The 21460-nt window shown below is 56.7% G+C and carries 21 protein-coding genes; 17 read left to right on the top strand and 4 right to left on the bottom strand.

Features of this window, described 5'->3' with window-relative positions; all coding sequences use genetic code 11:
* Positions 1-309 precede the first annotated feature (309 nt).
* Positions 310-549: a hypothetical protein gene (locus AACL53_RS18855; protein ID WP_339086089.1), complete on the bottom strand. Its 240-nt coding sequence runs from the start codon at positions 547-549 to the stop codon at positions 310-312.
* A gap of 637 nt (positions 550-1186) precedes the next feature.
* Entirely contained in the window at positions 1187-1564 is a 378-nt protein-coding gene (locus AACL53_RS18850) for a PilZ domain-containing protein (RefSeq protein WP_339086087.1), read from the bottom strand.
* Positions 1565-1950: 386 nt separating this feature from the next.
* Between AACL53_RS18850 and AACL53_RS18845 the strand changes: the two genes are divergently transcribed.
* The 9 genes from AACL53_RS18845 (at position 1951) to AACL53_RS18805 (ending at position 9442) form a co-directional block, all read left to right on the top strand.
* Positions 1951-2784, top strand: coding sequence for a response regulator transcription factor (locus AACL53_RS18845; protein WP_339086085.1), 834 nt, complete (start codon positions 1951-1953; stop codon positions 2782-2784).
* A complete protein-coding gene (locus AACL53_RS18840; protein WP_339086084.1) occupies positions 2729-3991 on the top strand; it encodes a flagellar hook protein FlgE in 1263 nt (420 codons plus the stop codon). Before AACL53_RS18845 ends, AACL53_RS18840 begins: the two co-directional genes overlap by 56 nt.
* A 25-nt stretch (positions 3992-4016) precedes the next feature.
* Positions 4017-5489 carry a flagellar hook-associated protein FlgK gene (flgK, locus tag AACL53_RS18835; protein WP_339086083.1) on the top strand — a complete coding sequence of 491 codons (1473 nt, stop codon included), beginning with the start codon at positions 4017-4019 and terminating at the stop codon, positions 5487-5489.
* 4 nt (positions 5490-5493) lie between these two features.
* A complete protein-coding gene (locus AACL53_RS18830) occupies positions 5494-6549 on the top strand; it encodes a flagellar hook-associated family protein (RefSeq protein ID WP_339086082.1) in 1056 nt (351 codons plus the stop codon).
* 41 nt (positions 6550-6590) lie between these two features.
* Positions 6591-6935, top strand: a complete 345-nt coding sequence (gene flaF / locus AACL53_RS18825) for a flagellar biosynthesis regulator FlaF (protein WP_339086081.1) — start codon at positions 6591-6593, stop codon at positions 6933-6935.
* The gene (gene flbT / locus AACL53_RS18820) at positions 6935-7351 is read left to right on the top strand and encodes a flagellar biosynthesis repressor FlbT (protein ID WP_339086080.1); all 417 of its coding nucleotides are present in this window, start codon (positions 6935-6937) and stop codon (positions 7349-7351) included. The genes flaF and flbT overlap by 1 nt, the downstream gene beginning before the upstream one ends.
* Entirely contained in the window at positions 7348-7755 is a 408-nt protein-coding gene (flgD, locus tag AACL53_RS18815; RefSeq protein ID WP_339086079.1) for a flagellar hook assembly protein FlgD, read from the top strand. Before flbT ends, flgD begins: the two co-directional genes overlap by 4 nt.
* Positions 7752-8021, top strand: a complete 270-nt coding sequence (gene fliQ, locus AACL53_RS18810; RefSeq protein ID WP_092868568.1) for a flagellar biosynthesis protein FliQ — start codon at positions 7752-7754, stop codon at positions 8019-8021. The genes flgD and fliQ overlap by 4 nt, the downstream gene beginning before the upstream one ends.
* Positions 8022-8263: 242 nt before the next feature.
* A complete protein-coding gene (locus AACL53_RS18805) occupies positions 8264-9442 on the top strand; it encodes a GGDEF domain-containing protein (protein WP_339086077.1) in 1179 nt (392 codons plus the stop codon).
* A gap of 19 nt (positions 9443-9461) precedes the next feature.
* Here the strand turns inward: AACL53_RS18805 and AACL53_RS18800 are convergent, their stop codons facing one another.
* Together AACL53_RS18800 and AACL53_RS18795 are read right to left on the bottom strand one after the other, a co-directional pair.
* Complete coding sequence (locus AACL53_RS18800; RefSeq protein WP_339086076.1) at positions 9462-10328, bottom strand: PilZ domain-containing protein; 867 nt, start codon at positions 10326-10328, stop codon at positions 9462-9464.
* 56 nt (positions 10329-10384) lie between these two features.
* Positions 10385-12532, bottom strand: a complete 2148-nt coding sequence (locus AACL53_RS18795) for an EAL domain-containing protein (RefSeq protein ID WP_339086075.1) — start codon at positions 12530-12532, stop codon at positions 10385-10387.
* 337 nt (positions 12533-12869) lie between these two features.
* Here AACL53_RS18795 and AACL53_RS18790 point away from each other — a divergent pair, with 337 nt between their 5' ends.
* From AACL53_RS18790 to AACL53_RS18755, 8 genes are all read left to right on the top strand, one after another.
* Positions 12870-13214 (top strand): PilZ domain-containing protein, encoded by a 345-nt coding sequence (locus AACL53_RS18790; RefSeq protein WP_339086074.1) that lies wholly within the window; start codon positions 12870-12872, stop codon positions 13212-13214.
* Positions 13215-13736: 522 nt separating this feature from the next.
* Entirely contained in the window at positions 13737-16067 is a 2331-nt protein-coding gene (locus tag AACL53_RS18785) for a methyl-accepting chemotaxis protein (protein WP_339086073.1), read from the top strand.
* The gene (locus AACL53_RS18780; protein ID WP_339086072.1) at positions 16067-16489 is read left to right on the top strand and encodes an STAS domain-containing protein; all 423 of its coding nucleotides are present in this window, start codon (positions 16067-16069) and stop codon (positions 16487-16489) included. Before AACL53_RS18785 ends, AACL53_RS18780 begins: the two co-directional genes overlap by 1 nt.
* A complete protein-coding gene (locus AACL53_RS18775; protein WP_339086071.1) occupies positions 16486-16851 on the top strand; it encodes a response regulator in 366 nt (121 codons plus the stop codon). The genes AACL53_RS18780 and AACL53_RS18775 overlap by 4 nt, the downstream gene beginning before the upstream one ends.
* Before the next feature lie 23 nt (positions 16852-16874).
* A complete protein-coding gene (locus AACL53_RS18770) occupies positions 16875-19046 on the top strand; it encodes a chemotaxis protein CheA (protein WP_339086070.1) in 2172 nt (723 codons plus the stop codon).
* Positions 19047-19051: 5 nt separating this feature from the next.
* A complete protein-coding gene (locus tag AACL53_RS18765; protein ID WP_339086978.1) occupies positions 19052-19519 on the top strand; it encodes a chemotaxis protein CheW in 468 nt (155 codons plus the stop codon).
* The gene (locus AACL53_RS18760; RefSeq protein ID WP_339086069.1) at positions 19516-20409 is read left to right on the top strand and encodes a protein-glutamate O-methyltransferase CheR; all 894 of its coding nucleotides are present in this window, start codon (positions 19516-19518) and stop codon (positions 20407-20409) included. Before AACL53_RS18765 ends, AACL53_RS18760 begins: the two co-directional genes overlap by 4 nt.
* On the top strand, positions 20406-21449 hold the full coding sequence (locus AACL53_RS18755; RefSeq protein WP_339086068.1) for a chemotaxis response regulator protein-glutamate methylesterase: 1044 nt from the start codon (positions 20406-20408) through the stop codon (positions 21447-21449). Before AACL53_RS18760 ends, AACL53_RS18755 begins: the two co-directional genes overlap by 4 nt.
* The last annotated feature ends 11 nt before the right edge of the window (positions 21450-21460 follow it).

Below are 21460 nucleotides of genomic sequence, written 5' to 3'. Positions count from 1 at the left end.
GTTAGATGACGCAGCAGGAACTGACAGGGACCGGCCTGCATGGCCCCTTCTCGCTCGCGGCCGACGCGATCGATGAAGAGCTCGTCGAAAATTGTCCTGGCGCCTACGCGCTCGGCTTCATCGATTACCTTGGCCGCTTTTCGATTACGTATGTCGGCAGTGCAGGTGAAAATTTGAAATCGAAACTGAAAGCGCACATCGGAACGGCATCGCAGTTTAAATTCCGCCACTTCGCGGAACAGCGGTTAGCGTTCGAAAAAGAGTGTGAGATGTTTCATCAATTTCTGCCGAGCGGAAACTTCTTACATCCTAGCCGGCCGCACGGTACCGATTGGTCATGTCCGAGGTGTCGGCGTTAGGCTTCGCGATGAGGTCGAGAACATCTGAGAGAGCTTGATAATAGCCCGAATGCCAATAGGCGCATTCCGCCGTGCCGAGATCGAGATGCAATTGGTGTTGCAGTTTCTCTGCCCAGTCACCGCCAAGGCGAGAGCCGATGCCCGTCATACGAGCTTGCAACGCCCCGAGGTCTGCACCCACGTCTTTCATTTTCGTCCCTCACCGCACTTCGCCGGTCATTCCACTGATGGTGAAAATACACGGCATTGATGGGAACATCGCCAACAAAGCTATTTGCATTTTAGGTAATTTCGCGCGGTCCTAGCCGCGAGATTTACGTAATCCGGCGACATATCTGTCGATGAGATCGTTAGCGATCATCATTCGCTGCGTTGCTAGCGCCCTGAGTTCAGCCGGAACCCGGTCGGGATGATTGCGCAAAGCGAACTCGCGTCGAAGACTTGCAACGTCTGCCTCCGAGATGCTTGAGCCAAGCCCAAGCTCGAGTAATATTTCGTTAGGATCTAATGAAGCTTCGGCCTGGATATCGCGGCCGCTTTCCTCGCCATAATGTTTAGGACGCGGTTGAGTTATTCGCGAGGCCGCTCCGCCCCGCGAAGCAGCGAAGTCCCACGCGGCCTCGAGGCCGCTCATCGAAAACCGGCGCGACGAGCTTGGCGCGCGGATCTGCTCATCCTCTCGACTGAACAAGTCGTCGAAAAGAATGTCGAAGCTTGACGGTAGTGGCGCCCGGGATCGCATTGGCATAGCCGGATAAAGGAAGGCACAAACGTGCCCACCTCATATTTGACTCGGCTTGCGGAGCGCTGACAACTTTCAGATGGGACTAGGCCCGGCGCGCCGATTTTTGAAGTTTGACGGCTTTGCCGAAATAATCTCTGCCGAGATTTTCGAAATCCAATCGCTCGTCCACGTCACTCACGGGAGTAGCGAATTCAACGCCGATATGCTTCTCGCGCAACCACGACACTGTGCCAGTAATAACCGTGCCATCGAATAGCGTCAGCATTACGGTCTCATCGACATTCGGCACAACACCGTCGAGCACGCTGATTTTCGCTCCCGTCTCGGAGAGGTCAGTTAAATCACAGATCAAATGCGAATTGCGAAAGCGCAGAGCAACATGCTGACGCGCTGAATGCCTCTCGGCGGTCCTGCGTTCGTCTGACAGAACTTCTTCTGCGATAATTCCAGGTGCGGTCATGCTGCGAAACAGTTTTCGAATTTTCGTCTGCCTCATATTACGCACCTGAACAAGTTCCGCTCTGCTCGCTATAATTACAACGCATTCTCCAGCCGCTTTTTCGATTCCTCGTATTCAGCTTTTGGCCGAGCGGTGGAATATCTATTCAACCGGAATTAGCTTACGGAGCAGAGAGAAAAACTCATAAAATTATATGCATTTTGAATTGGGTGATGCGCACGCCTCGGCGCCGGATGCTCGTCCTGCATGTATCTGCATCGAGTGTAACTTTCGTGTGATTTGGCGTGTCTTTCGCGCCCCATGCAATAATGAAATAGTTGTTAATAATGAGCGTGAATCACTGTATTTCCTTTTATGCCAATGATTTGCGGGGCCTGGGGGGCAACATGTTCGTTGTACTTGACGACCGGTCGACGGTCGCCGGAGGGTATGTTGCGTGTTTCGAACGCGAGGGTATTGCAGCTACAGCTGTAGAGCCGTCCGAGTTCTTCGAGTGGTTTGAACTCATCAACGATCAGGATGTCGCCGTTATCGAGGGATTTTTGCTCGGAACGGTTTCAAGCCGCCGTCAGATCTCGGCGCGGGTCCGGTCGCGTTGCAGGGCGCCGCTCATCGGCTTGATCGAAGCAAGGGCGCTCAGCGAAACGCTCGAGCTCTTCTCGCTGGGTTTCGACGATGTGCTCGCAAAGCCTTTTCACGTCCGGGAGATATTGGCCCGCAGCGGCGCAATTCGCCGGCGAATGCAAATTGCCGATGAATGCGTGGACGTCGGCGGCATCAGGATCTTCTTCGACGGCCGGGATCCCATTGTGAATGGTGAAGTCCTTCCATTGCCGCGGCGTGAGCGCCGGATTTTGGAATGCCTCGTCCTAAGCCGTAATACGCGGATTACCAAAACGCAGATATTCAACCGCGTGTATGGAATTTTTAATGACGAGATTCATGAGAACGTAATTGAAAGCCACATCAGCCGGCTTCGTAAAAGGCTGAAGCAGAAACTCGGTTACGACCCGATCGATTCACAGCGGTTCCTTGGTTACCGTCTGAAAGAATTTGCCCTCGAAGACGCTTTGCACCCGGTTCACAGGTCGGCAGCAACCAGTCTCACGCAAGGCACAGATGCTTTGCTTGCTCCGAGCATCATGCGCGACGAGGAGAATGTCGATGGGTCTCTACGGAGTAATGACTACCAGCGTATCGGGGATGTCTGTTCAGTCTGACCGAATGGGTACGGTCGCGGACAACATCGCGAACGTCAATACGACTGGCTACAAAGCGGCATCGACTGAGTTCGCAACGCTCATCGCACAGGGGAGCGTCGCGGCATACGTGCCAGGGTCCGTATCGACCATTGCTCGTCGCGCCATCTCGGCGCAGGGAGACTTCACATATACCAAATCTCCGACAGACCTTGCGGTCAGCGGTGATGGCTTCTTCATGGTCCAGAGCGCCGCGGGCACGCCATACCTGACGCGCGCCGGCAGCTTCATTCCTGATGCGAACGGCGACCTGGTCAACGCTGCAGGCTTCAAGTTGCTGGGCTACAATCTTTTGGATGGCAGCTCGAGCTCCGTTATCAATAGCGCAGCAGGACTTCAGATCGTCAGCACAGCCGGCCTCGGAATGAAGGCGACGCCTTCGACATCCGGGAAGTTTGACGTGAACCTTCCAGCGGACGCAGCCATCACGGCTGCAGCCAACCTTCCCTCCGCGAACGCCGCATCGGCTGCATTTGCCGGCAAAACGTCGATCGTCACCTACGACACCCTCGGGCATCAGGTCACGCTCGACGTATATTCGGCGAAAACCGCAAATAATACCTGGGAATTCTCCGTCTATAACGCGGATGGCGCGTCGGCAACCGGCGGCTTTCCCTATGCTGCGGGCTCGCTGCTGACGACGACGGCTTTGACGTTCGATGCCACGACGGGGCAGCTCACGGCTCCCGCTTCGGGCTCGCTCAGTGTCAACATCCCGAACGGCGCTACGCTGACGCTTGATATCAGCAAGACGACGCAGCTCGCAGCCGCCTACACGCCGCAAAATGCAAGCGCGAACGGCAGTCCTCCGACCGCTGTCGACCGTCTTGAAATCAGCCCTGATGGGACCGTCACAGCCGTCTACGCCGACGGATCGCGCGTCGATGCGTTCAGGGTCCCGCTCGCAAAGGTCGCAAGCCCTGACAACCTGACGGCAATCTCCGGCAACGTTTTCTCGACGAATAAGAGCTCGGGTGATTTGCAGCTCGGTCTGGCCAACTCCGGCGGTTTTGGCTCGGTTGTTTCCGGCGCATTGGAAAATTCGACTGTCGATCTTGCGTCGGAGTTGACCACCATGGTCCAGGCGCAACGCAACTACACCGCAAATTCGAAAGTGTTCCAGACCGGCACCGAACTATTGGACGTTCTCGTAAATCTCGTCCGTTAACCGTACTAAAACCAAAGGCTAATTGATGACGCTTACACAGAGTATCGGCAACGCGCGTTCAAGTCTTTCGACTGTTTCTGAGCAAATCTCGGTAGTCTCGCAGAACATTGCGCGCGTCAACGATTCCGATGCGACACGTAAGATCGCAAACGTCGTCACAATGGGGGGTGGCGGCGTCAGCGTCGCTGGCATATCGCGGACAGCAAACAAGCTTCTGCTTGATACTTACTTGAGTGCGAATGCCAGTAATCAGACTCAGACCGTGGTCAACTCGGCGCTCGACCGGCTTGAGAATACGGTCGGAGACACAGACTCTGAAAACTCACCAGCCGCTCTCATCTCCAAACTAAATTCGGCACTTCAAAACTATTCGACTACGCCTCAGAACGGTGCCGTTGCAGCGACGGTGGTTTCGGCCGCACAGTCGTTGGCAACGGCGCTCAATTCCGCCACCCAGGCCGTCACGGACATCCGAAATCAGGCCGATTCCGACATTTCGACGTCGGTCTCCAACATCAATAATCTGCTCGCTCAATTCGAGAAGCTCAATCAGAGCGTCGTGAAGGGAACGAGCAGCGGCGCAGACATCACGGACGTCCTCGATCAGCGAGACGCCGTCCTGAAGCAGCTGTCGACGGAAGTCGGCATACGAACAGTTTCGCGCGCCGGCGGCGATATGGCGATCTATACCGACAGCGGCGTCACGCTATTTGATAAAACCGCTCGCCAGGTGACTTTCGCTCCAACGTCAAATCTTTCGCCGAGTTCGGTCGGTTCTCCGGTATATGCGGATGGCGTTCCGATCGCGGGCACGCCCCACACGATGTCGATCAGCTCCGGCAAGCTGGCGGGCCTTGTCGACGTTAGAGACAATATTGCGCTCACGTATCAGAGCCAGCTCGATGAGATCGCTCGAGGCCTCATCGAAGCAACCGCCGAGACTGATCAATCCGCGACGCCGACGCTTCCAGCTGCAGCTGGTCTATTTACATACGGTGGCGGCCCGGCAATTCCAGCGTCCGGAACGGTCATCGCGGGCCTGGCGGGCTCGATCAAAATCAATTCGACTGTCGACCCTGCGCAAGGCGGCAACGCGCAGCTTGTGCGAGACGGCGGCATCGCCGGAAACGCGGCCTATACGTACAACGCGACGGGAGCTGCATCCTACACGGATCGAATTCAGCAGTTGATGTCGAGTCTCACCGCGTCACGTTCGTTCGACGGTTCGTCCCAGCTGCCGCAAACAGCATCCGTCGCCGATTACGCAAAATCTTCCGTATCATGGCTCGAAGCGCTGAGACAATCGGCAAGTTCCGAGGCTGAGTCCCGGCAGACCCTGGCCGATCGGGCGAGCTCCGCGCTCTCGCGAGAAACAGGCGTGAGTTTGGACGAAGAGATGACCAACCTTCTCGACCTGGAGCGCACCTTCCAGGCCTCGTCGCGTCTGATCAATACGGTCGATAACATGCTTGCAACCCTCCTACAGTCGATCAACTAACATCATGATCACAGCATCTTTCATATCGTCGGCCGGCCTCCAGGATGATACTCGTCGTTCGATCGCTCGCCTGCAGTCGCAACTCGTCAATGTTCAAAAGGAATTGGCGACATCGAGGCATGCCGATGTCGGAGTAACCCTTGGCGCGACCACGGGTGTTAGCGTTTCCATGCGGCAGGATCTCGAACAGATCCAGTCCATCAAGAATTCGAACAACCTCGTTCTGAATCGCATGGACGCTTCGCAATCCGCGTTGCAGACGGTAGCAAAAAGCACATCGTCATTTCTGTCGGCCTTGGTCAGTGGTGGCTCGGCGTCGACGTCGCCCGAGACCATCCTGCAAGCGGCCCAGGCCGGTATGCAAACACTACAGGATCAGCTCAATTCGTCGCTAGACGGCCAGTATCTTTTTGCAGGCATCAACTCCGACGTCAAACCGATGGACGATTTCTTCGGAGCGCCTCCGTCAGCTGGGCAACAGGCAGTTGCGAACGCGTTCGTCACGAAGTTTGGGTTCAATCCGAGCGATCCCGCGGCGGCCAACATCTCGCCCTCAGACATGCAGGATTTCCTCGATAACGAATTCGCGGACCTGTTCACCTCCTCGAGCTGGTCGAGCACGTGGTCGGGTGCGTCAGACAAATCAGTTAGCAGTCGGATTTCGCGAAGTGAGATCGCCAGTACTTCGGTCACCGCAAACGACGCCAATTTCCGCAACTTGACCCAAGCTTTTGTGATGTTTGCGGGCTTAGGCTTCGGCAATCTCGGAAGCGGAACTCAGCAAGTCATCATATCGAAGGCACGAGATCTCGTCGCCAACGCAACAGGTGGAATTACTCAGGTCCAATCGTATCTTGGCGTAACGCAGAAGCGCGTTTCCGACTCAAACGACCAGATCGATTCGCAGATTAATTTCCTCACGAAATCTATCAACAACCTTGAGCAAATCGATCCGGCCACGGTCACGACGCAGCTTGCAGATATTTCGACTGCGCTTCAGGCGGCGTACTCGATCACCAACAAGCTGAATAATCTCACCATCATGGATTATCTCAAGTGAGCTTAAGCGGCATCTAATATCAGGCTTCCGGAAGGCAGAAGATGTACAAGTTCTCATACGAAGAGACGTTGAGTGAATCCGGCAGCCGGCAACGGGAGAACGAGCGACTGGCTATCGAGCAGTCGGTTGCACTCCTGAAGACCGCAGAAAAAGCCGGACCGCAGTCGCGTGAAGCGATCGATGCAATTTTCTTCCTCAATCGGCTTTGGAGCTTTTTTCTCGATGATCTCGCCAAGCCCGAAAATGGGCTGCCGGATGAAGTCCGGGCGGGTCTCATCTCGATCGGCATTTGGATGCTCAAGGAAGCCGATGCGATCAGCAAAGGCAACTCGCGGAATTTTGCCGGGCTGATCGACGTCTCGAATGTCATCGCGGAAGGGTTGTGATGGCGGGCGGCTTGAAAATTACGCTGCGTGCCGGTGAGCGGCTCTTTGTCAACGGCGGAGTCTTGCGCGTCGACCGGAAGGTCAGCATCGAGCTCATGAATGACGTTATTTTCCTTCTCGAGCAGCATGTCATGAAGCCCGAGGATACGACAACGCCGTTCAAGCAATTGTATTTCATGATCCAGATGATGCTGATCGACCCCTCATTGCACATGAAGGCGCGAACGATGGCACGGGAATCCGTTGCCAATCTGCTCGGCAGTATCAGCGATAGAATTCTCAGGCAGGGTCTGCTCGACACCGCGGATTTGCTCGATAACGATCGCCCGTTCGAAGCTTTGAAGAAAGTCAGATCGCTGCTTCCGCAAGAGGCGGCCGGAATGAACACTGAGGAACAGAGCAAGGAGGTCGCATGACAACGGTTCCGTCGACCAGCGGCACAGGCGGTCAAACCGCCACCCAGGCGGCAGCAAAGTCAAACACGCTCAACTACAACGATTTCTTGAAGCTGATGATCGCCCAGCTGAAGAATCAGGACCCCCTGAATCCAACGGACTCGACGCAGTACATGTCGCAGATCGCTCAGTTTTCGAGCGTTGAGCAAGCCATCAACACGAACTCCAAGCTTGATCAGCTCCTCGTGAACTCGAACATCTCGCAGGCCAGCACCATGATTGGGCTGACGCTGAAGGCGCCGGATGGCACGGCAGGTGTGATTCAATCCGTTCGGATCGATTCTTCTGGATCCACAGCGATCCTGACCAGCGGCAAGGAGGTGCCGATCTCTGCCGGAGTAACGATAGGTTACCCTATGACATGACGGAAGGTGATGCGCTTCAAATCGTCCAACAAGCGATCTGGCTGACGATTGTATTGGCAGGGCCCGTCGTCGGCTCTGCTATGGTCATCGGCGTAGGTGTCGCGTTCATTCAGGCGCTGACCCAAATTCAAGAAATGACGCTGACCTTCGTGCCGAAAATCATCGCGGGATTTCTGATCCTGCTGCTGACCGGTAGCTATAGTGGTAACCTGCTGAAGGTGTTCACTGAGCAACTATATTTGCGAATCGCGCTCGGCTTTAAGTGACCGGCGTGCGCCAGATGACTATTAAATGCGTTTTGCAAACGCCAGCTATTTGTGTAACCACATAAATCATCAATAAGAGTATTGCGCCTGTTGGCGACTCATGGTCCGTAGGCTGAGTCAAGCGTTCCATTGGCGGAGCGTCGTTAGGCATCCTCGCTTGGCGGCAACAGAGAATTATCCGTCGCCATGCTGGCGGTCACTAAATCTGCCCAAGGTTTCCGCTCGGAAACCGAATGTGCAATATGTCTCAGGCAGATGTTCTTTTCAGCGAGGCCAACTCCTTCGCCACTTTAGAGCTGAGCAAGATTATGAGCGCATCCGCACTTAAACAATTGCCATCCTCCGCCATCATCATGTTGGGCAGTGTCGCTGCAATATGTTCGACCTTTTTGCTTTGGCATCTGCTGATGCACTCGCAGATCGAAATTTCTGCGATATCGAGCTGGTCGGACGTTTCTTGGCAAATTGCCGAAGTGGATTCGCGCGGCCGCATCGTGCGACTTGGTTCTCATCCGTTTGCTCTTGCTTTATTGTTTGGAATTGTCGCAGCGGGATGCATGTCATTCGCTTGGGGAGCTGTGCAGTTTTTCCGCGGGGGATTTTCTGCAGACAAGGAAATTGACGAGCGGTTGTCGGAGCGTCTCGAGAAGGTCGGACAGGAACTGGACGACGAAGTCTTTTCTGTAATGCGCCTGCTGAAGGAGCATCTCGAGCTGAGTGGAACGCATTCCGACTCCCTGACGAAGGTCAGCAACACGCTCGTGGCATCGACATCGCCCGAACGCGTCCGGTCGATAATCCAGATGCTGATCAGCGAGAACAAGAAAGTTCAGAATGAAGTGCGTGAACTCAATACGCGCTTACAGCACTCGCAACAGCAAATTGAAAAGTTGAGAGTTAGCCTCAGCGATAGCCACAAATTGGGAATGCTTGATGCTGTCACATCGCTGAAGAACCGGCATTGGCTGGAGATACACCTTCCAAAAGAGGTTGGCACCGCCGTTGAAACGAAGGGTTCACTCTCCTTGATCATGGCCGATGTCGATCATTTCAAGAGGATCAACGATTCGTTCGGGCATGCCGTGGGTGACGAGATATTGAGGCGGTTCGCCGAGCTTCTTTCGAAAAACATCAAGGGCCGCGATACGGCCGCTCGCTACGGTGGAGAAGAGTTCATTATTCTTTTGCCGCAAACCAGACTTGAAGGTGCGAAGAACCTCGGTGAACAGATCCGGGGGGAGCTCGAAAGCAAGAAATGGATGCACCACCGAACGGGGCAGCCGATCGGCAAGGTCACAGCGTCCTTCGGCGTAGCAGAATTACGCCCTGGCGAGGATTGCTACGCTCTCTTGGATCGCGCCGACTCCAAGCTTTACGAAGCAAAGGCGGCCGGCCGCAATCGTATTGCCGCCGACGAATAGAGCGCCCAGCCCACAACGTTCAACGCGCTATCAATGGATCGCCGTCGGTCAACGGTTCGTCGAATTGCACGCTGACCCGCTTGTTACGAGACCAGACGACGGTCCCCTTCATCTTTTGGCCGTTGCGAAGTTCGATGAGAACCCGCTCCTTCAAAGCGAGATCCCGCTCGCAATCCAGGCCGATGCCGCTCTTTGAGATATCGCGCGCAAAGGCAATGGAGCTGCCACCTTTGTCGCTGATCTTGCATGGCTGCAGCAGAACGTATCGCGGCGTCTTTCGGCGTTGTGGCAAAACGGGAATTGCGGCTTCCCCGAATTGATTGACGCAACTGTACGAGCCTGACTGCGATTCCTGCAAGAATTTGCCGAGAATGAGCGCGTTTCCGGTATAGACGCCGTTGAAGCGCCAGCGTGTCTCAGGTTCAAGTCGGCGCACAGCAATTTTGCAATCTTCCGCCAGCTTCCGCCACAGAGCGGTGATTTGCTCGAGCTTCGCGAGCGATACGCCCGAGCCTGTAAAGGCGCCGGCCCGGTCTATCAGCGGCATCGCGAGCTTCTTGGCGTCCAACAAATCGAAATAGATCTTGCTGATCGAAGCGGCGAGCTCTCCGGAGATCCCGATCTCCTGCCACGCCCGGAGCGCGACGTTGATAATTGGCGGCTCGACGGGAACTAGGTTGCTGCACGATCGAAGAGTCCAAGTGCGTCCGAGAGCAAGCGCTGCATTCATGCAAGCCGCGATGCCCCCGATCTGCAGTGCCGTCCAATGAAATTCACAGATGAGCGCTTCGAAAAGCGCGTTGCCTTCGTCCGGTTCGTCGGAAATCCGCGTATGCGGTAACGGCGACCGCCGTGGTTCCGAAATCTTTAGCAGCGCCCTCAGCACAGGTCAGTTCTCTCGGTTGATATCGAAGTGGTTGGACGCATAGAGCACAGAGGTCTTCAGAGAGGTTTGGAGAACAGCGTCCGAAGCTTTGCAGCGGGCACCGCCCGGGAAAAGAGAAAGCCTTGCGCCTCTACGCACCCTTCCGCGCGCAAACGATCGAGCTGTTGTTCGGTTTCGACGCCTTCGCCGACGCTGGTCATGCCGAGATTGTAGCCGAGCTGGATGATGGATCGCCGCAGCGTTGCCGAGCGCTTGATGTTCGCGACGGCAGAGACGAACGAGCGATCGATTTTGATTTTATCGAACGGAAAGCTCTGCAGATAGCTGAGTGAAGAGAAGCCCGTCCCGAAATCATCGATGGCAAATCGGACACCCATTTTGCGCAGACGCTCGAGCGTGTCCGACGCAACGTCCCGATCTTTCATGAGGAGCGTCTCTGTAATCTCGAGGATGAGCCGCGAGAGAGGAAGCCCTCTGCATGCGTTCGTAACCTTTTCTACGAGATCCTGACCGCGGAATTGAGCAGGGGAAATATTGACCGCGACCCAGATGTCGTCAGGCCAGAGGCTCGCCTCGGCGCATGCCGTTTTCAGCACCCAATCGCCGATCTGACCGATCAACCCGCATTCTTCGGCGATCGGAATGAATTCGGAGGCCGGAATGAGCCCCCTCACCGGATGCGACCAGCGTATCAATGCTTCGCAGCCCACGATCTTGCGCGTTTTGACATTCACGATCGGCTGATAGTGAAGCTCGAATTTGCTGTTCGCGATGGCCTCGCGCAGCCCCATGATGATTTGGTGCCGCGTCTGCAACCGCTCATGCATTGAGTGTTCGTAGAAACCGAACGTGCCTCTGCCGAGCGATTTGGTCCGGTAAAGAGCCATGTCCGCATTCATCATCAGCTGGCCGACTTCGATGCCGTCTGACGGAGCAACGGCGATCCCGATGCTTGTTCCGATTGATACCGTATTCTCTTCGAGAACGAATGGCTCGGCGAAGGCGCCGATGATCCGCTTTGCAAGAGCCTCGATTTCCTCGATGGATCGAGGGGCCATTTGAATGATTGCGAATTCATCGCCGCCGAGCCTGGCTACGGTATCGGTTTCTCTGATCTCGGCTCGAAGCCTTTCGGCCACGGCGATCAACAGAGAATCTCCGACAGGATGACCAAGCGTGTCGTTTACGGACTTGAACCGATCGAGGTCCAGACAATGAAGCGCCAAGGACGAGCCGTTCTGTACCTGCTTTAGACCGACTCGAATGCGTTCCTGAAAAAGGGCACGGTTTGGTAGGCCCGTCAGAACATCTTGGTGCGCAAGCCGCCCGATGGTTTCCTGATACCGCTTCCGCTCTGTCACATCGAGGTGGGCAGTCACGAATCCGCCGCCGGGTAATGCCGTGCCGCGAATCTCGAGGTAGGTTCCGTTGGGCCGTTGCCGCTCGAAGATATGTGTCTCGCCCTTGCGCGCGCGTTCGAGACGGGTGAGCACCTGTTCTTCTGCATCCCCCGGCCCGTATTCTCCGCGATTGGCGTTGAAGCGGTAAAGCTCCTCGAGCGTTGGAGGAGAGTTCTCGAAGAGAGAATCGGGATATTCGAGCAACTCCCGCTGCTTTCTGTTGCAGAGAATTAGGCGAAGGTCGCGGTCGAAGACCGTGAGGCCGCCGGGGAAGCTGTCCACTACGGCCTGCAGCAGGGCGTTGCGGTCCTGGAGCGCCATGTGAAGAGTGACGGCAGTCGTGATGTCGATCTGAAACGACAGGAAGCCCTTGCTCTGGCGATCCCTGCCCTTGAGCGGAACGATGATCGAATCGACCCAATAAAACGATCCGTCTTTCGCCCGATTTTTCACGGGGGCGCGCCATGTCTCACCTTTGCGAAGTTTTCCATAGGCATCATCCCAGAATTTCTTCGGGTGGTACCCGGAATTCAGGATCGAATGGTCTTTGCCGGTGACTTCACCAATGCCGTAGCCGCTGATGCGCAAGAATTCGCTGTTCGCATGAACGATGCGGCCCTCAGGATCCGTGATAGAAACGATACCCACCTGATCAAGGGCGGACACGAAGGCCTTAGCGTCCGAGCTGGTGCTGACATACGGACTGGTCGCATCCTTTTTGCGACCCTTTTTTGCGACTGGCGCACTATAGGCAAATCCGTCGAGATTGAAAGCCATGGCGCCTTTAACCGATGAGCCTCGCATTGTTCCGCCCCGCTTTTATGGCCGGTCGTTTGATCCCTTCGGATAGCCCTCGACCGAGAGGCAGCCCTTAACGGCAATTCCGTATTCTAAACCTTCTTTGGCAATCTAGGTTCGCACCATGACTCCGTCCCCGCCTGGCGTCGGTAACGGCCCACCATTCCAACAATTAAACGTAATGTATTAAGGCGAGATTAGCTCGATCAGTCGGCGAATCGTGTAGAGCTGACACCATCCGCCAACGGATGAATTATGTGTAGGGCACTCGCGGAATCCGCCGGCTGAGATCAGGAACCGCACAATTATACCCACCTTATTACGGGTTTGTTTTCCCACACTGATGTACGGCTGTTGGAGCAGGGTAATTAACAGATTAGAAATACCGAGAAGAACTTTGGCAATAGAACGTCCGCGAGATCAGCGCAAATTTGGCCGGCGGCCGGTCTTTAAAGCCGCCGTTATCGAACTTGACGATGGGCAAAGGCTTTCCGGAACAGTCCTGGATTTGTCGGACGGAGGAGCAAAAATTAAGCTCCCCGAGCCTGAGCGCCTGATTGGCGAATTCTATTTAGAGATCCCAGGAGACGATTTAATCGTGAAATGCAGGCTCATTCGCGTTGATGATGCGATAGCCGGTCTGAGCTATATAAAGCCCCCGCGGCGCCTTTCGTGGGTGAGAAAATAGCCGAATTGCGTCGCAAAATTCCGCCGTCTCTCAATGATGAATAGAAATTAACGTCTGAATCACGCGGAAAACGAGTTGCGCGCTTTTTAATAATGGATGCAGCATCGTTTCAAATAAAAACGTAACGGCGTTCGTTTCGTAAACCAATTCGATAGTTTTTCGGACTAATTCTTGTGCACAGCTGCTTGATTAGTAAATCATAGGCATGACGCCGCGCAGCTGAGTCGGCAACAAGATCCGACATGTTCCAGGCTTTTAGAAAAAGCAGGAACTACCGATGGGGCACGATAATTCGCGGCCGCTTCTTTCGTCTGTCGCGAAAGATTCAACGATCGCCGATCATTTCCACCGACGCAGCCTACGCTGCTTTCGGGGCGATTGCTCGCGTCAGCTCCCCGATTTTTGAGAGTCTCTGCAACCCAAATTCATCAACAGCATTGCGAACGCCTGCTCCGAGGCCGAATCGCACCGCACAATAAGCGCTAGAAACAAGATCAACGCTCCGAGGAAACAGGTTCAGCTATGGTCATAGGATATATCAATAGTAAATGGTCGATGCCGCGCCGGCTTGCCCTGATATCTGCGGTGTTCTTAATTCCTTCGCTGATCCAGCTGTATATCTATGCGGATCACCAGCTCCAGCAGATAAGCAAGCTTGATCGCGAAATCGATGGAGGCCGATTGGCATCCGCCGTCTGGACCAAGATGGCCGCCGATGAAATGGCAAGGTCGGGCGACGGCGAACTCGCCAAGCTCTCTAACATTTCACAAAGCCTCGGCGTTCAGCCGAGCGTAAACGCCTTCGAGAATGCCCGGTCGACGGACGAGCGAGTACGTCTCGGCGTCGAGCTTTTGGATCAGATAGCGAGTTCATCGGGTCTGGCCGCCGATGCGTCGGCCGCCACTTTCCACGCGCAGGATTTGATTGTGCAGCGCTTGTCTGGAGTGAAGCAGGCGCTCATCGATCTCAAATCCACGCTTGATACCGCAGGCCCCGCGGACGACCAGGTCAAGCTTGCGATCAATTACGCCGTATTAAGACGAACGACGGAGAAATTCCGGAGCTCGCTGAATAAGCTTATGAGCGAGGATGTCTCCGGCGAATCGAAGAGCGCGCTCGGCGACACGAACATGAGGCTTCTCACGACGCTCGATCAAATTGCTGCGAAGATCAAAGCGGCTGACTATCGGCGAGCGGCGATTGGCAGCGACGTTATCGCATCAGTGAGCGACGCCAATAACCTCGTCGCCACGTCGGCTGGCCAAATCAGCGATCTCTTCGACCGACTCGCAAGAGATCATGCGGATGCTGCACGATCCTCTCTATACCGGACGCTTGCGCTGTTGATCGCTGCGACCGTCGCTGCTGTTGTCTTGGTCGGTCTCATCGCAAAGGGCATTTCGCTGCGGCTCACGAGCCTCGTCCGCGCGATGGACCAAATCAGCCATAAGGACTTGAGCGTCGAAGTCCCGTATCTCTCTGACAGCAACGAAAACGGCATGATCGCGAGTGCGCTCGCGCGCTTCAAGGAAGCCGTCATCGAAAATAAGGCGATGACCGACGCCGCCGTCGATGCTGCCAAACAGCAGCAGGAGCAGAGCGAGCACTATGCGAAGGAGCACGAGCGCTTCATGGACGCGTTCACCGGCGCGGCCGAACGGATAGCGAGCGGCGACTTCACGCATCGGATTACCGAGAAGGTCATCCCGGAGTACGAAGCTATCATCAGCCAGATGAACCTGATGATGGGTCAGCTCGATGCCGCGCAGGCCGCGAAGATCGAGGCCGAGGGCCAGATCAATGTCGTCGTCCAGTCGCTCGGAACCTCTCTGTCGGAACTCGCGCAAGGAAACCTCGAGACCTCGGTATACGCTGAAATCGCTCCGGAGTTCTTGAAGCTCAAGACGGACTTCAATTCTGCGGCTTCGCAGCTGAGAAGCACGATCGAGCTCGTGAAAAAAGGTGCCGCCAGCATCAAGCTGGGCACCGAGGAGATTTCGCAAGCCTCCGACGATCTTTCGCGGCGCACGGAAAACCAGGCCGCAAGTCTTGAGCAGACGGCAGCTGCCGTTAAGGAGATCACGGATACCGTCAACAAGACGGCTCGTGGCGCGACCCATGCCCGCGAAACGGTTTCAGTTGCCAAGGCAGACGCCGAGAAGAGCGGCGAGATCGTTCGCAAAGCGATTTCGGCAATGAACGGCATCGAGAGTTCGTCGAAGCAGATCAGCCAGATCATCGGCGTCATTGACGAGATTGCGTTCCAGACGAACCTTCTCGCGTTGAATGCCGGCGTCGAAGCCGCTCGCGCAGGCGACGCTGGCCGAGGCTTCGCAGTCGTGGCATCGGAAGTGCGAGCACTGGCGCAGCGTTCTGCCGAGGCGGCAAAGGAGATCAAAGGTCTCATTTCTGCTTCGACCGGACAGGTCGCCCAGGGTGTGCAGCTCGTCGGCGAGACCGGCTTGGCGTTGACTCGTATCGTGACCCAGGTCGCGGAAATCAACACCATCGTCACCGACATCGCGACCAGCGCCAACGAACAGGCGCACGGACTTGAGCAGGTCAACACGGCCGTCAACGAGATGGATCAGGTCACGCAGCAGAACGCCGCGATGGTCGAGGAAGCAACGGCTGCAACGCAAACGCTCGCTCAACAGACCGAAGAACTCGTCCGCCTCGTCAGCCGCTTCAACACAGGCGACGATACGGTCATCGAAATGTCCACACGGCGCGAACAGCCGAAGTCGGCTCCCCGGCCGCAGCGCGCGCCGGCAAAGTCGAAGGTTGCCGCTGGCGGCGGCATGGGCCGGCGCAATGTGGCCTCCTCTGACGCCGGCTGGGAGGAATTTTAATGGCGCGCGCTAAAGCGAAAGTGGGCGCCAACGGTCCCCGTACGAAGAGCGTGCCGCGTAAGACTGCAAAGTCGCCCCGCAAGGATAGTGAGGAGGCCACGCCATTTACGGAAGCGGCCGCCGAAATGCCAAGTCCTGTTGAAGACGCCAAACTCGTCCTTCCGGATTCGTGCGACTCTTCATCGGCTGCCGCCATCAAGGATCTGCTGGTCGCCCGTCGTGGCGCTCCGCTGGTCGTTGATGCGGGTCAGGTGAGCCGGGTCGGCGTGCAGACGTTGCAGGTTTTGATAGCTGCTGCACACACCTGGCGCGCTGATGGTCAGAGCTACGCGGTGACAAATCCTAGCTCCGCCCTTCTCGACACGATCGCGCTAGTTGGATTGTCAGGCGACCAATTTCTTCTCGAAGGATTTTCCCCATGACGCAGACGATACTAACCGTCGACGATTCCCGGACGATGCGCGACATGCTGAAAATGGCACTAGCAGAAGCGGGCTTCAATGTTGTGCAAGCGGTTGACGGCGTACATGGTCTGGAGGTGCTTCAGACATCCATGCCGGACGTTATCGTAACCGACATCAACATGCCGAAGATGGATGGCTTCGGACTTATCGAGGCCGTGCGGAAAGACAGCCGCTTCCGCAGGGTACCGATTCTTGTTCTCACCACCGAGAGCGATGCCGCGAAGAAAACGCGCGCGAAGGAAGCTGGTGCGACGGGCTGGATCGTGAAGCCGTTCGAACCGACGAAGCTTATCGCCGCCATCCGCCGCGTCGCTGCCTAAACCGAAAAAAAAGAGCATAAACGATGACCGTCGATACGATGGCCGCAATCCGCCAGACGTTCTTCCAGGAGTGCGAAGAGCAGCTCTCGGAAATGGAACTCGGCCTGCTTGCGATGGACGAAGGCAACGCCGATTCTGAAACGGTCAATGCCGTCTTCCGCGCGGTGCATTCGATTAAAGGAGGCGCGGGCGCGTTTAAGCTGACGGCGCTCGTGCAATTCGCACATACGTTCGAGACGGCGCTGGATTACGTTCGAAGCGGCAAGCTTCACCCGTCGGCCGACGTGATGAAAGCGATGCTTCGCGCCGCCGACGTACTAGCCGATCTAGTGGCAGCATCTCGTGACGGTACGGAAATCGACGAGTCGAGCTACGCGGCGGTCGCCGCAGACGTCAAGGCGCTCACGACCGTCGAAGGCGAGGAAGAAGTCGAGGAAGCCATCGACTTCCAGCCGATGGTCTTAGATTTCGGTCTTCCCGATATGGCACCCGAAGCGCCCGTTGCGCCCGTGCATGAATATCGTGTCGGCTTTGCGCCTCGCCCGGAGCTCTACGCCAACGGCAACGAAGCCGTTTTGGTCATCCGAGAGCTTTCTCGCTTGGGTAATGCACAAGTCGGCTGCGATATTTCCGAAGTGCCCGGTCTCGATGCGATCGATCCCAACGGCGCATATCTCTCGTGGAACGTAAAGCTCTCATCTGAGGCGCCGATCGAGGCCGTTCGCGAAGTGTTCGAATTCGTCGACGGAGAAGCCGACATCCGCATCGAAACCGATGGTCAGCCCGAAGTTTCGGACGCAGCGATTGCTGCGCTGTTGGCGCAGGCACTCGGTGGCGCATCTGTGGCAGAACCCCAAGAGGCCGCCACCGAAGCGAATGCAGAAGAACCACTGCAACCTAGCCCCGCGCCGACCGAAGTGATCGCGAGCGAGACGTCGGCGGCGCCAACACAAATGGCCGAGGCGTCGAAGACCGTCGCCGTGCAAACGCAGACGACCATCCGCGTCGAGTTTGATCGTGTTGACCGGCTGATCAATCTCGTCGGCGAGCTTGTGATCAATCAGGCGATGCTGTCTCAGCGCGTGATCGAAGCGAATTTCGCTGGTTCTTCTTCGGTTATTATCGGCCTTGAAGAACTCGAGCAGCTGACGCGCGAGATTCAGGAAAGCGTGATGGCGATCCGCGCTCAGCCTGTGAAGCCTCTCTTTCAGCGCATGTCGCGCATCGTGCGCGAGCTGGCGGACGCGACGGGCAAGCAAGTTCGCCTCAAAACTGACGGTGAAGCGACAGAGGTCGACAAAACCGTTGTGGAGCGTCTGGCAGAGCCGCTGACGCACATGATTCGCAACGCGGTCGATCACGGTATCGAATCACCGGAAGAGCGCATCGCGGCCGGGAAGTCGCCCGAAGGGAACGTCCGTTTGAGCGCGGCTCATCGTTCGGGGCGTATCGTCATCGAGATTTCGGATGATGGCGCCGGCATCAATCGGCCGAAGGTCCGCGCATCCGCAATCAAGAAGGGCCTTATCTCGCCCGACGCGCAGCTCTCCGATAGCGACATCGACAATCTCCTTTTCCTGCCCGGCTTCTCGACAGCCGCCACCATCTCGAACATCTCGGGCCGCGGCGTAGGCATGGACGTCGTCAAGCGCTCGATATTGGCCCTCGGCGGCCGCATATCGATCTCGTCGCGTCCGGGACTGGGCTCGACGTTCTCGATGAGCTTGCCGCTGACGCTTGCCGTGCTCGACGGTATGGCCGTGTCGGTCGCAGGTCAGACGCTCGTTGTGCCGTTGACGGCGATTGTCGAAACGTTGAAGCCGAAGAAGGGCGAGATTCACGGCATCGGCGCAGACGGTCGGGTCATGGCCATCCGCAATACCTTCGTACCGCTCATTGACGTCGGCACGCAGATGGGCTTCCGCGACACGCCGGCGGATCCGGAACGCAGTGTGGCGATACTGGTCGAGACTGGCGGCGGCGCGCGTAATGCTCTGTTGGTCGACTCGATCCAGGATCAGCGCCAGGTGGTCATAAAAAGTCTTGAAGCGAACTACGGCACAGTTGCCGGAATTGCGGCCGCCACGATTCTCGGCGATGGCCGCGTAGCACTCATTCTCGACGTCGACGCTTTGGTCACGGGCTCGTTCGAAGAGCAGCTTGGCGGCGACGTACACTATGGAACTGGAGGATAATGATCATGCAAGACGTCGGCTTGTCAGCCAACTCTGCGAACCGTGAATTCGTCGCATTCCGTGTGGGAGCGCAGGAATTTTGCATCGACATCATGGGTGTTCGCGAAATCCGCGGTTGGACGCCCGCAACGCCGTTGCCGCACGCCCCCGCTTACGTACGTGGCGTAATCAACCTGCGCGGCGCCGTTCTTCCGATCGTCGATCTCGCCATGCGGTTCGGTCTCGGCCTCACCGAGCCGACAGCGAGAAGCGTTATTATCGTCGTGCAGGTCTATCAGCAGGTCGTAGGCCTGCTGGTGGATGCAGTTTCGGACATCCTGACCACGTCCGAAGCTTCCATGCAGCCGACACCGGACGTCGCCTCCGATCTGGCAAAAACCTTTGTCAAAGGCGTCTATGCCGTCGAAGGCCGTATGATCAGCATCGTCACGTTGGAAAGCGTGCTGCCGATAAGCGCCAAGGCGGCCGCATGACATCCGCATTGGAGAGGTCTTCGTCGAGCGATTCCGGAGCTTTCGTAACAGGTGAGTTCGCGTTTTCGGCCGCGAATTTCCGCGAGATCGCAGACATCGCGAAGGCGGAAGCCGGGATTGACTTGCCTCAATCGAAGGCGACCCTCGTATATTCGCGGCTTGCGAAGCGTTTGCGGGCGCGAGGGATCGCGACGTTTACGGATTACTGCGCGACGGTACGTTCCGATGCAGACGAGCGCGGCAGCATGATCGCTGCGCTGACCACGAATGTGACGCGCTTCTTCCGCGAGTCTCACCACTTCGAGCATTTGCGCACCAAGATCATCGAGCCTCTTGCTGAGAACGCACGCCGGGGGGATCGCGTCAGGCTTTGGTCGGCCGCGTGCTCCACCGGACAGGAGCCATATTCCATGGCGCTGACGGTTCTCTCCGTCATCCCCAATGCCGCCTCGCTCGACGTCCGCATCCTTGCAACTGATCTCAATCCTCACGTCGTCGCGCATGGGAAGAAGGGGCAATATCAGAAGGAAGAGGTGCGTGATGTACCGCCTGATCTGCGCTCCAAATGGTTCGAGCCTGTGCCCAGTGACAACCGCGGCACGACGCTGCAAATCGCCGACGAGGCACGCTCTCTCGTTTCGTTTCGTGAGCTCAATTTGATGGGGACTTGGCCGTTCCAAGGCCCGTTCGACGCGATATTCTGCAGGAACGTCGTCATTTATTTCGACCGCGATACGCAAAGCATGATTTGGAGCCGCTTGGCGCGTCTGCTGCGCGATGATGGCGCGCTTTACATTGGACATTCCGAACGCATGTCCGGACCCGCAGCCGCATTGTTGTCCAGCGACGGCATCACGAGCTATCGCAGGAGGGGCGGTAAACCATCATGAAAAAAGTCAAAGTCCTGGTGGTCGACGATTCGTCCACCATGCGCGGGCTGATCGCCTCGGCGCTGACAAAGGATCCTGATATCGTCGTTGTAGGCGAGGCCGAGGATCCGCTTCAGGCGCGTCAGGCCATCAAGGCGCTCAACCCCGATGTCGTCACGCTCGACGTCGAGATGCCGAATATGAGCGGCCTGGAATTTCTCGAAAAGATCATGCGGCTGCGTCCCATGCCGGTCATCATGGTGTCGACCCTGACGAAACGGGGTGCCGAGGAAACCCTTCAGGCTCTCGAGATGGGCGCGATCGACTGCATAGAAAAGCCGCGACCGGGAAATGAACACAGCTTCGAAGAGCTGCCATACAAGGTCAAGATCGCAGCGTCGGCCCGCGTGAAGCCTCTGGTCAGAACAGAAGAGGGCCATCGGCAGGCAAGAGGCATCCAATCGACACATGCGTCGTACGTGTCTGACGGCCGCGTCGTTGCCATCGGCGCATCGACAGGCGGCGTTGAAGCTCTTCTGGAACTGCTGTCCGGATTTCCCGAGAATTGTCCGCCGACGGTCATAACTCAGCATATGCCGCCGACGTTCACGCACAGCTTTGCTGACCGTCTCGATAGGCTCTGCGCGCCGAAGGTTCAGGAGGCGACGGACCGCGCAAAGCTACTGCCGGGAAACGTCTTTCTCGCACCGGGAGGATCGCACCACCTCGAAATAACGCCGGATCTTCGTTGCCGTTTGAAGGCTGGTGAACGTGTCAGCGGGCATTGTCCGTCGGTGGACGTGCTCTTCAACTCCGTGGCGCGCTCTTGCAAGGGGAACGCGGTCGGCGTCATTCTAACCGGCATGGGAAAAGACGGCGCCGCGGGCCTGCTCGCCATGCGTCAGGCCGGCGCGAAAACATTCGGCCAAAACGAATCCAGCTGCATCGTCTATGGAATGCCGAAAGTCGCATTCGAAGTCGGTGCCGTTGAAAATCAGCTGCCCCTCGACCGCCTTGCGGCAGCGATAATTGCAGAAACGTCAATGAAGAAGAAACACTAGGAGGCGAAATA

It is taken from the genome of Hyphomicrobium sp. ghe19 (genome assembly GCF_902712875.1).
Lineage (GTDB): Bacteria > Pseudomonadota > Alphaproteobacteria > Rhizobiales > Hyphomicrobiaceae > Hyphomicrobium_B.
The sequence above is the reverse complement of the archived record's forward strand: the minus strand, read 5'-3'. Positions and strand labels throughout refer to the sequence as shown.

Excerpts from the sequence above, each read along its gene's own strand:
- AACL53_RS18855 (WP_339086089.1), bottom strand. The coding sequence starts at position 549 with ATGAAAGACGTGGGTGCAGACCTCGGGGCGTTGCAAGCTCGTATGACG.
- AACL53_RS18850 (WP_339086087.1), bottom strand. The coding sequence starts at position 1,564 with ATGACCGCACCTGGAATTATCGCAGAAGAAGTTCTGTCAGACGAACGC.
- AACL53_RS18845 (WP_339086085.1), top strand. The coding sequence starts at position 1,951 with ATGTTCGTTGTACTTGACGACCGGTCGACGGTCGCCGGAGGGTATGTT.
- AACL53_RS18840 (WP_339086084.1), top strand. The coding sequence starts at position 2,729 with ATGGGTCTCTACGGAGTAATGACTACCAGCGTATCGGGGATGTCTGTT.
- flgK (WP_339086083.1), top strand. The coding sequence starts at position 4,017 with ATGACGCTTACACAGAGTATCGGCAACGCGCGTTCAAGTCTTTCGACT.
- AACL53_RS18830 (WP_339086082.1), top strand. The coding sequence starts at position 5,494 with ATGATCACAGCATCTTTCATATCGTCGGCCGGCCTCCAGGATGATACT.
- flaF (WP_339086081.1), top strand. The coding sequence starts at position 6,591 with ATGTACAAGTTCTCATACGAAGAGACGTTGAGTGAATCCGGCAGCCGG.
- flbT (WP_339086080.1), top strand. The coding sequence starts at position 6,935 with ATGGCGGGCGGCTTGAAAATTACGCTGCGTGCCGGTGAGCGGCTCTTT.
- flgD (WP_339086079.1), top strand. The coding sequence starts at position 7,348 with ATGACAACGGTTCCGTCGACCAGCGGCACAGGCGGTCAAACCGCCACC.
- fliQ (WP_092868568.1), top strand. The coding sequence starts at position 7,752 with ATGACGGAAGGTGATGCGCTTCAAATCGTCCAACAAGCGATCTGGCTG.
- AACL53_RS18805 (WP_339086077.1), top strand. The coding sequence starts at position 8,264 with ATGTCTCAGGCAGATGTTCTTTTCAGCGAGGCCAACTCCTTCGCCACT.
- AACL53_RS18795 (WP_339086075.1), bottom strand. The coding sequence starts at position 12,532 with ATGCGAGGCTCATCGGTTAAAGGCGCCATGGCTTTCAATCTCGACGGA.
- AACL53_RS18790 (WP_339086074.1), top strand. The coding sequence starts at position 12,870 with ATGTACGGCTGTTGGAGCAGGGTAATTAACAGATTAGAAATACCGAGA.
- AACL53_RS18785 (WP_339086073.1), top strand. The coding sequence starts at position 13,737 with ATGGTCATAGGATATATCAATAGTAAATGGTCGATGCCGCGCCGGCTT.
- AACL53_RS18780 (WP_339086072.1), top strand. The coding sequence starts at position 16,067 with ATGGCGCGCGCTAAAGCGAAAGTGGGCGCCAACGGTCCCCGTACGAAG.
- AACL53_RS18775 (WP_339086071.1), top strand. The coding sequence starts at position 16,486 with ATGACGCAGACGATACTAACCGTCGACGATTCCCGGACGATGCGCGAC.
- AACL53_RS18770 (WP_339086070.1), top strand. The coding sequence starts at position 16,875 with ATGACCGTCGATACGATGGCCGCAATCCGCCAGACGTTCTTCCAGGAG.
- AACL53_RS18765 (WP_339086978.1), top strand. The coding sequence starts at position 19,052 with ATGCAAGACGTCGGCTTGTCAGCCAACTCTGCGAACCGTGAATTCGTC.
- AACL53_RS18760 (WP_339086069.1), top strand. The coding sequence starts at position 19,516 with ATGACATCCGCATTGGAGAGGTCTTCGTCGAGCGATTCCGGAGCTTTC.
- AACL53_RS18755 (WP_339086068.1), top strand. The coding sequence starts at position 20,406 with ATGAAAAAAGTCAAAGTCCTGGTGGTCGACGATTCGTCCACCATGCGC.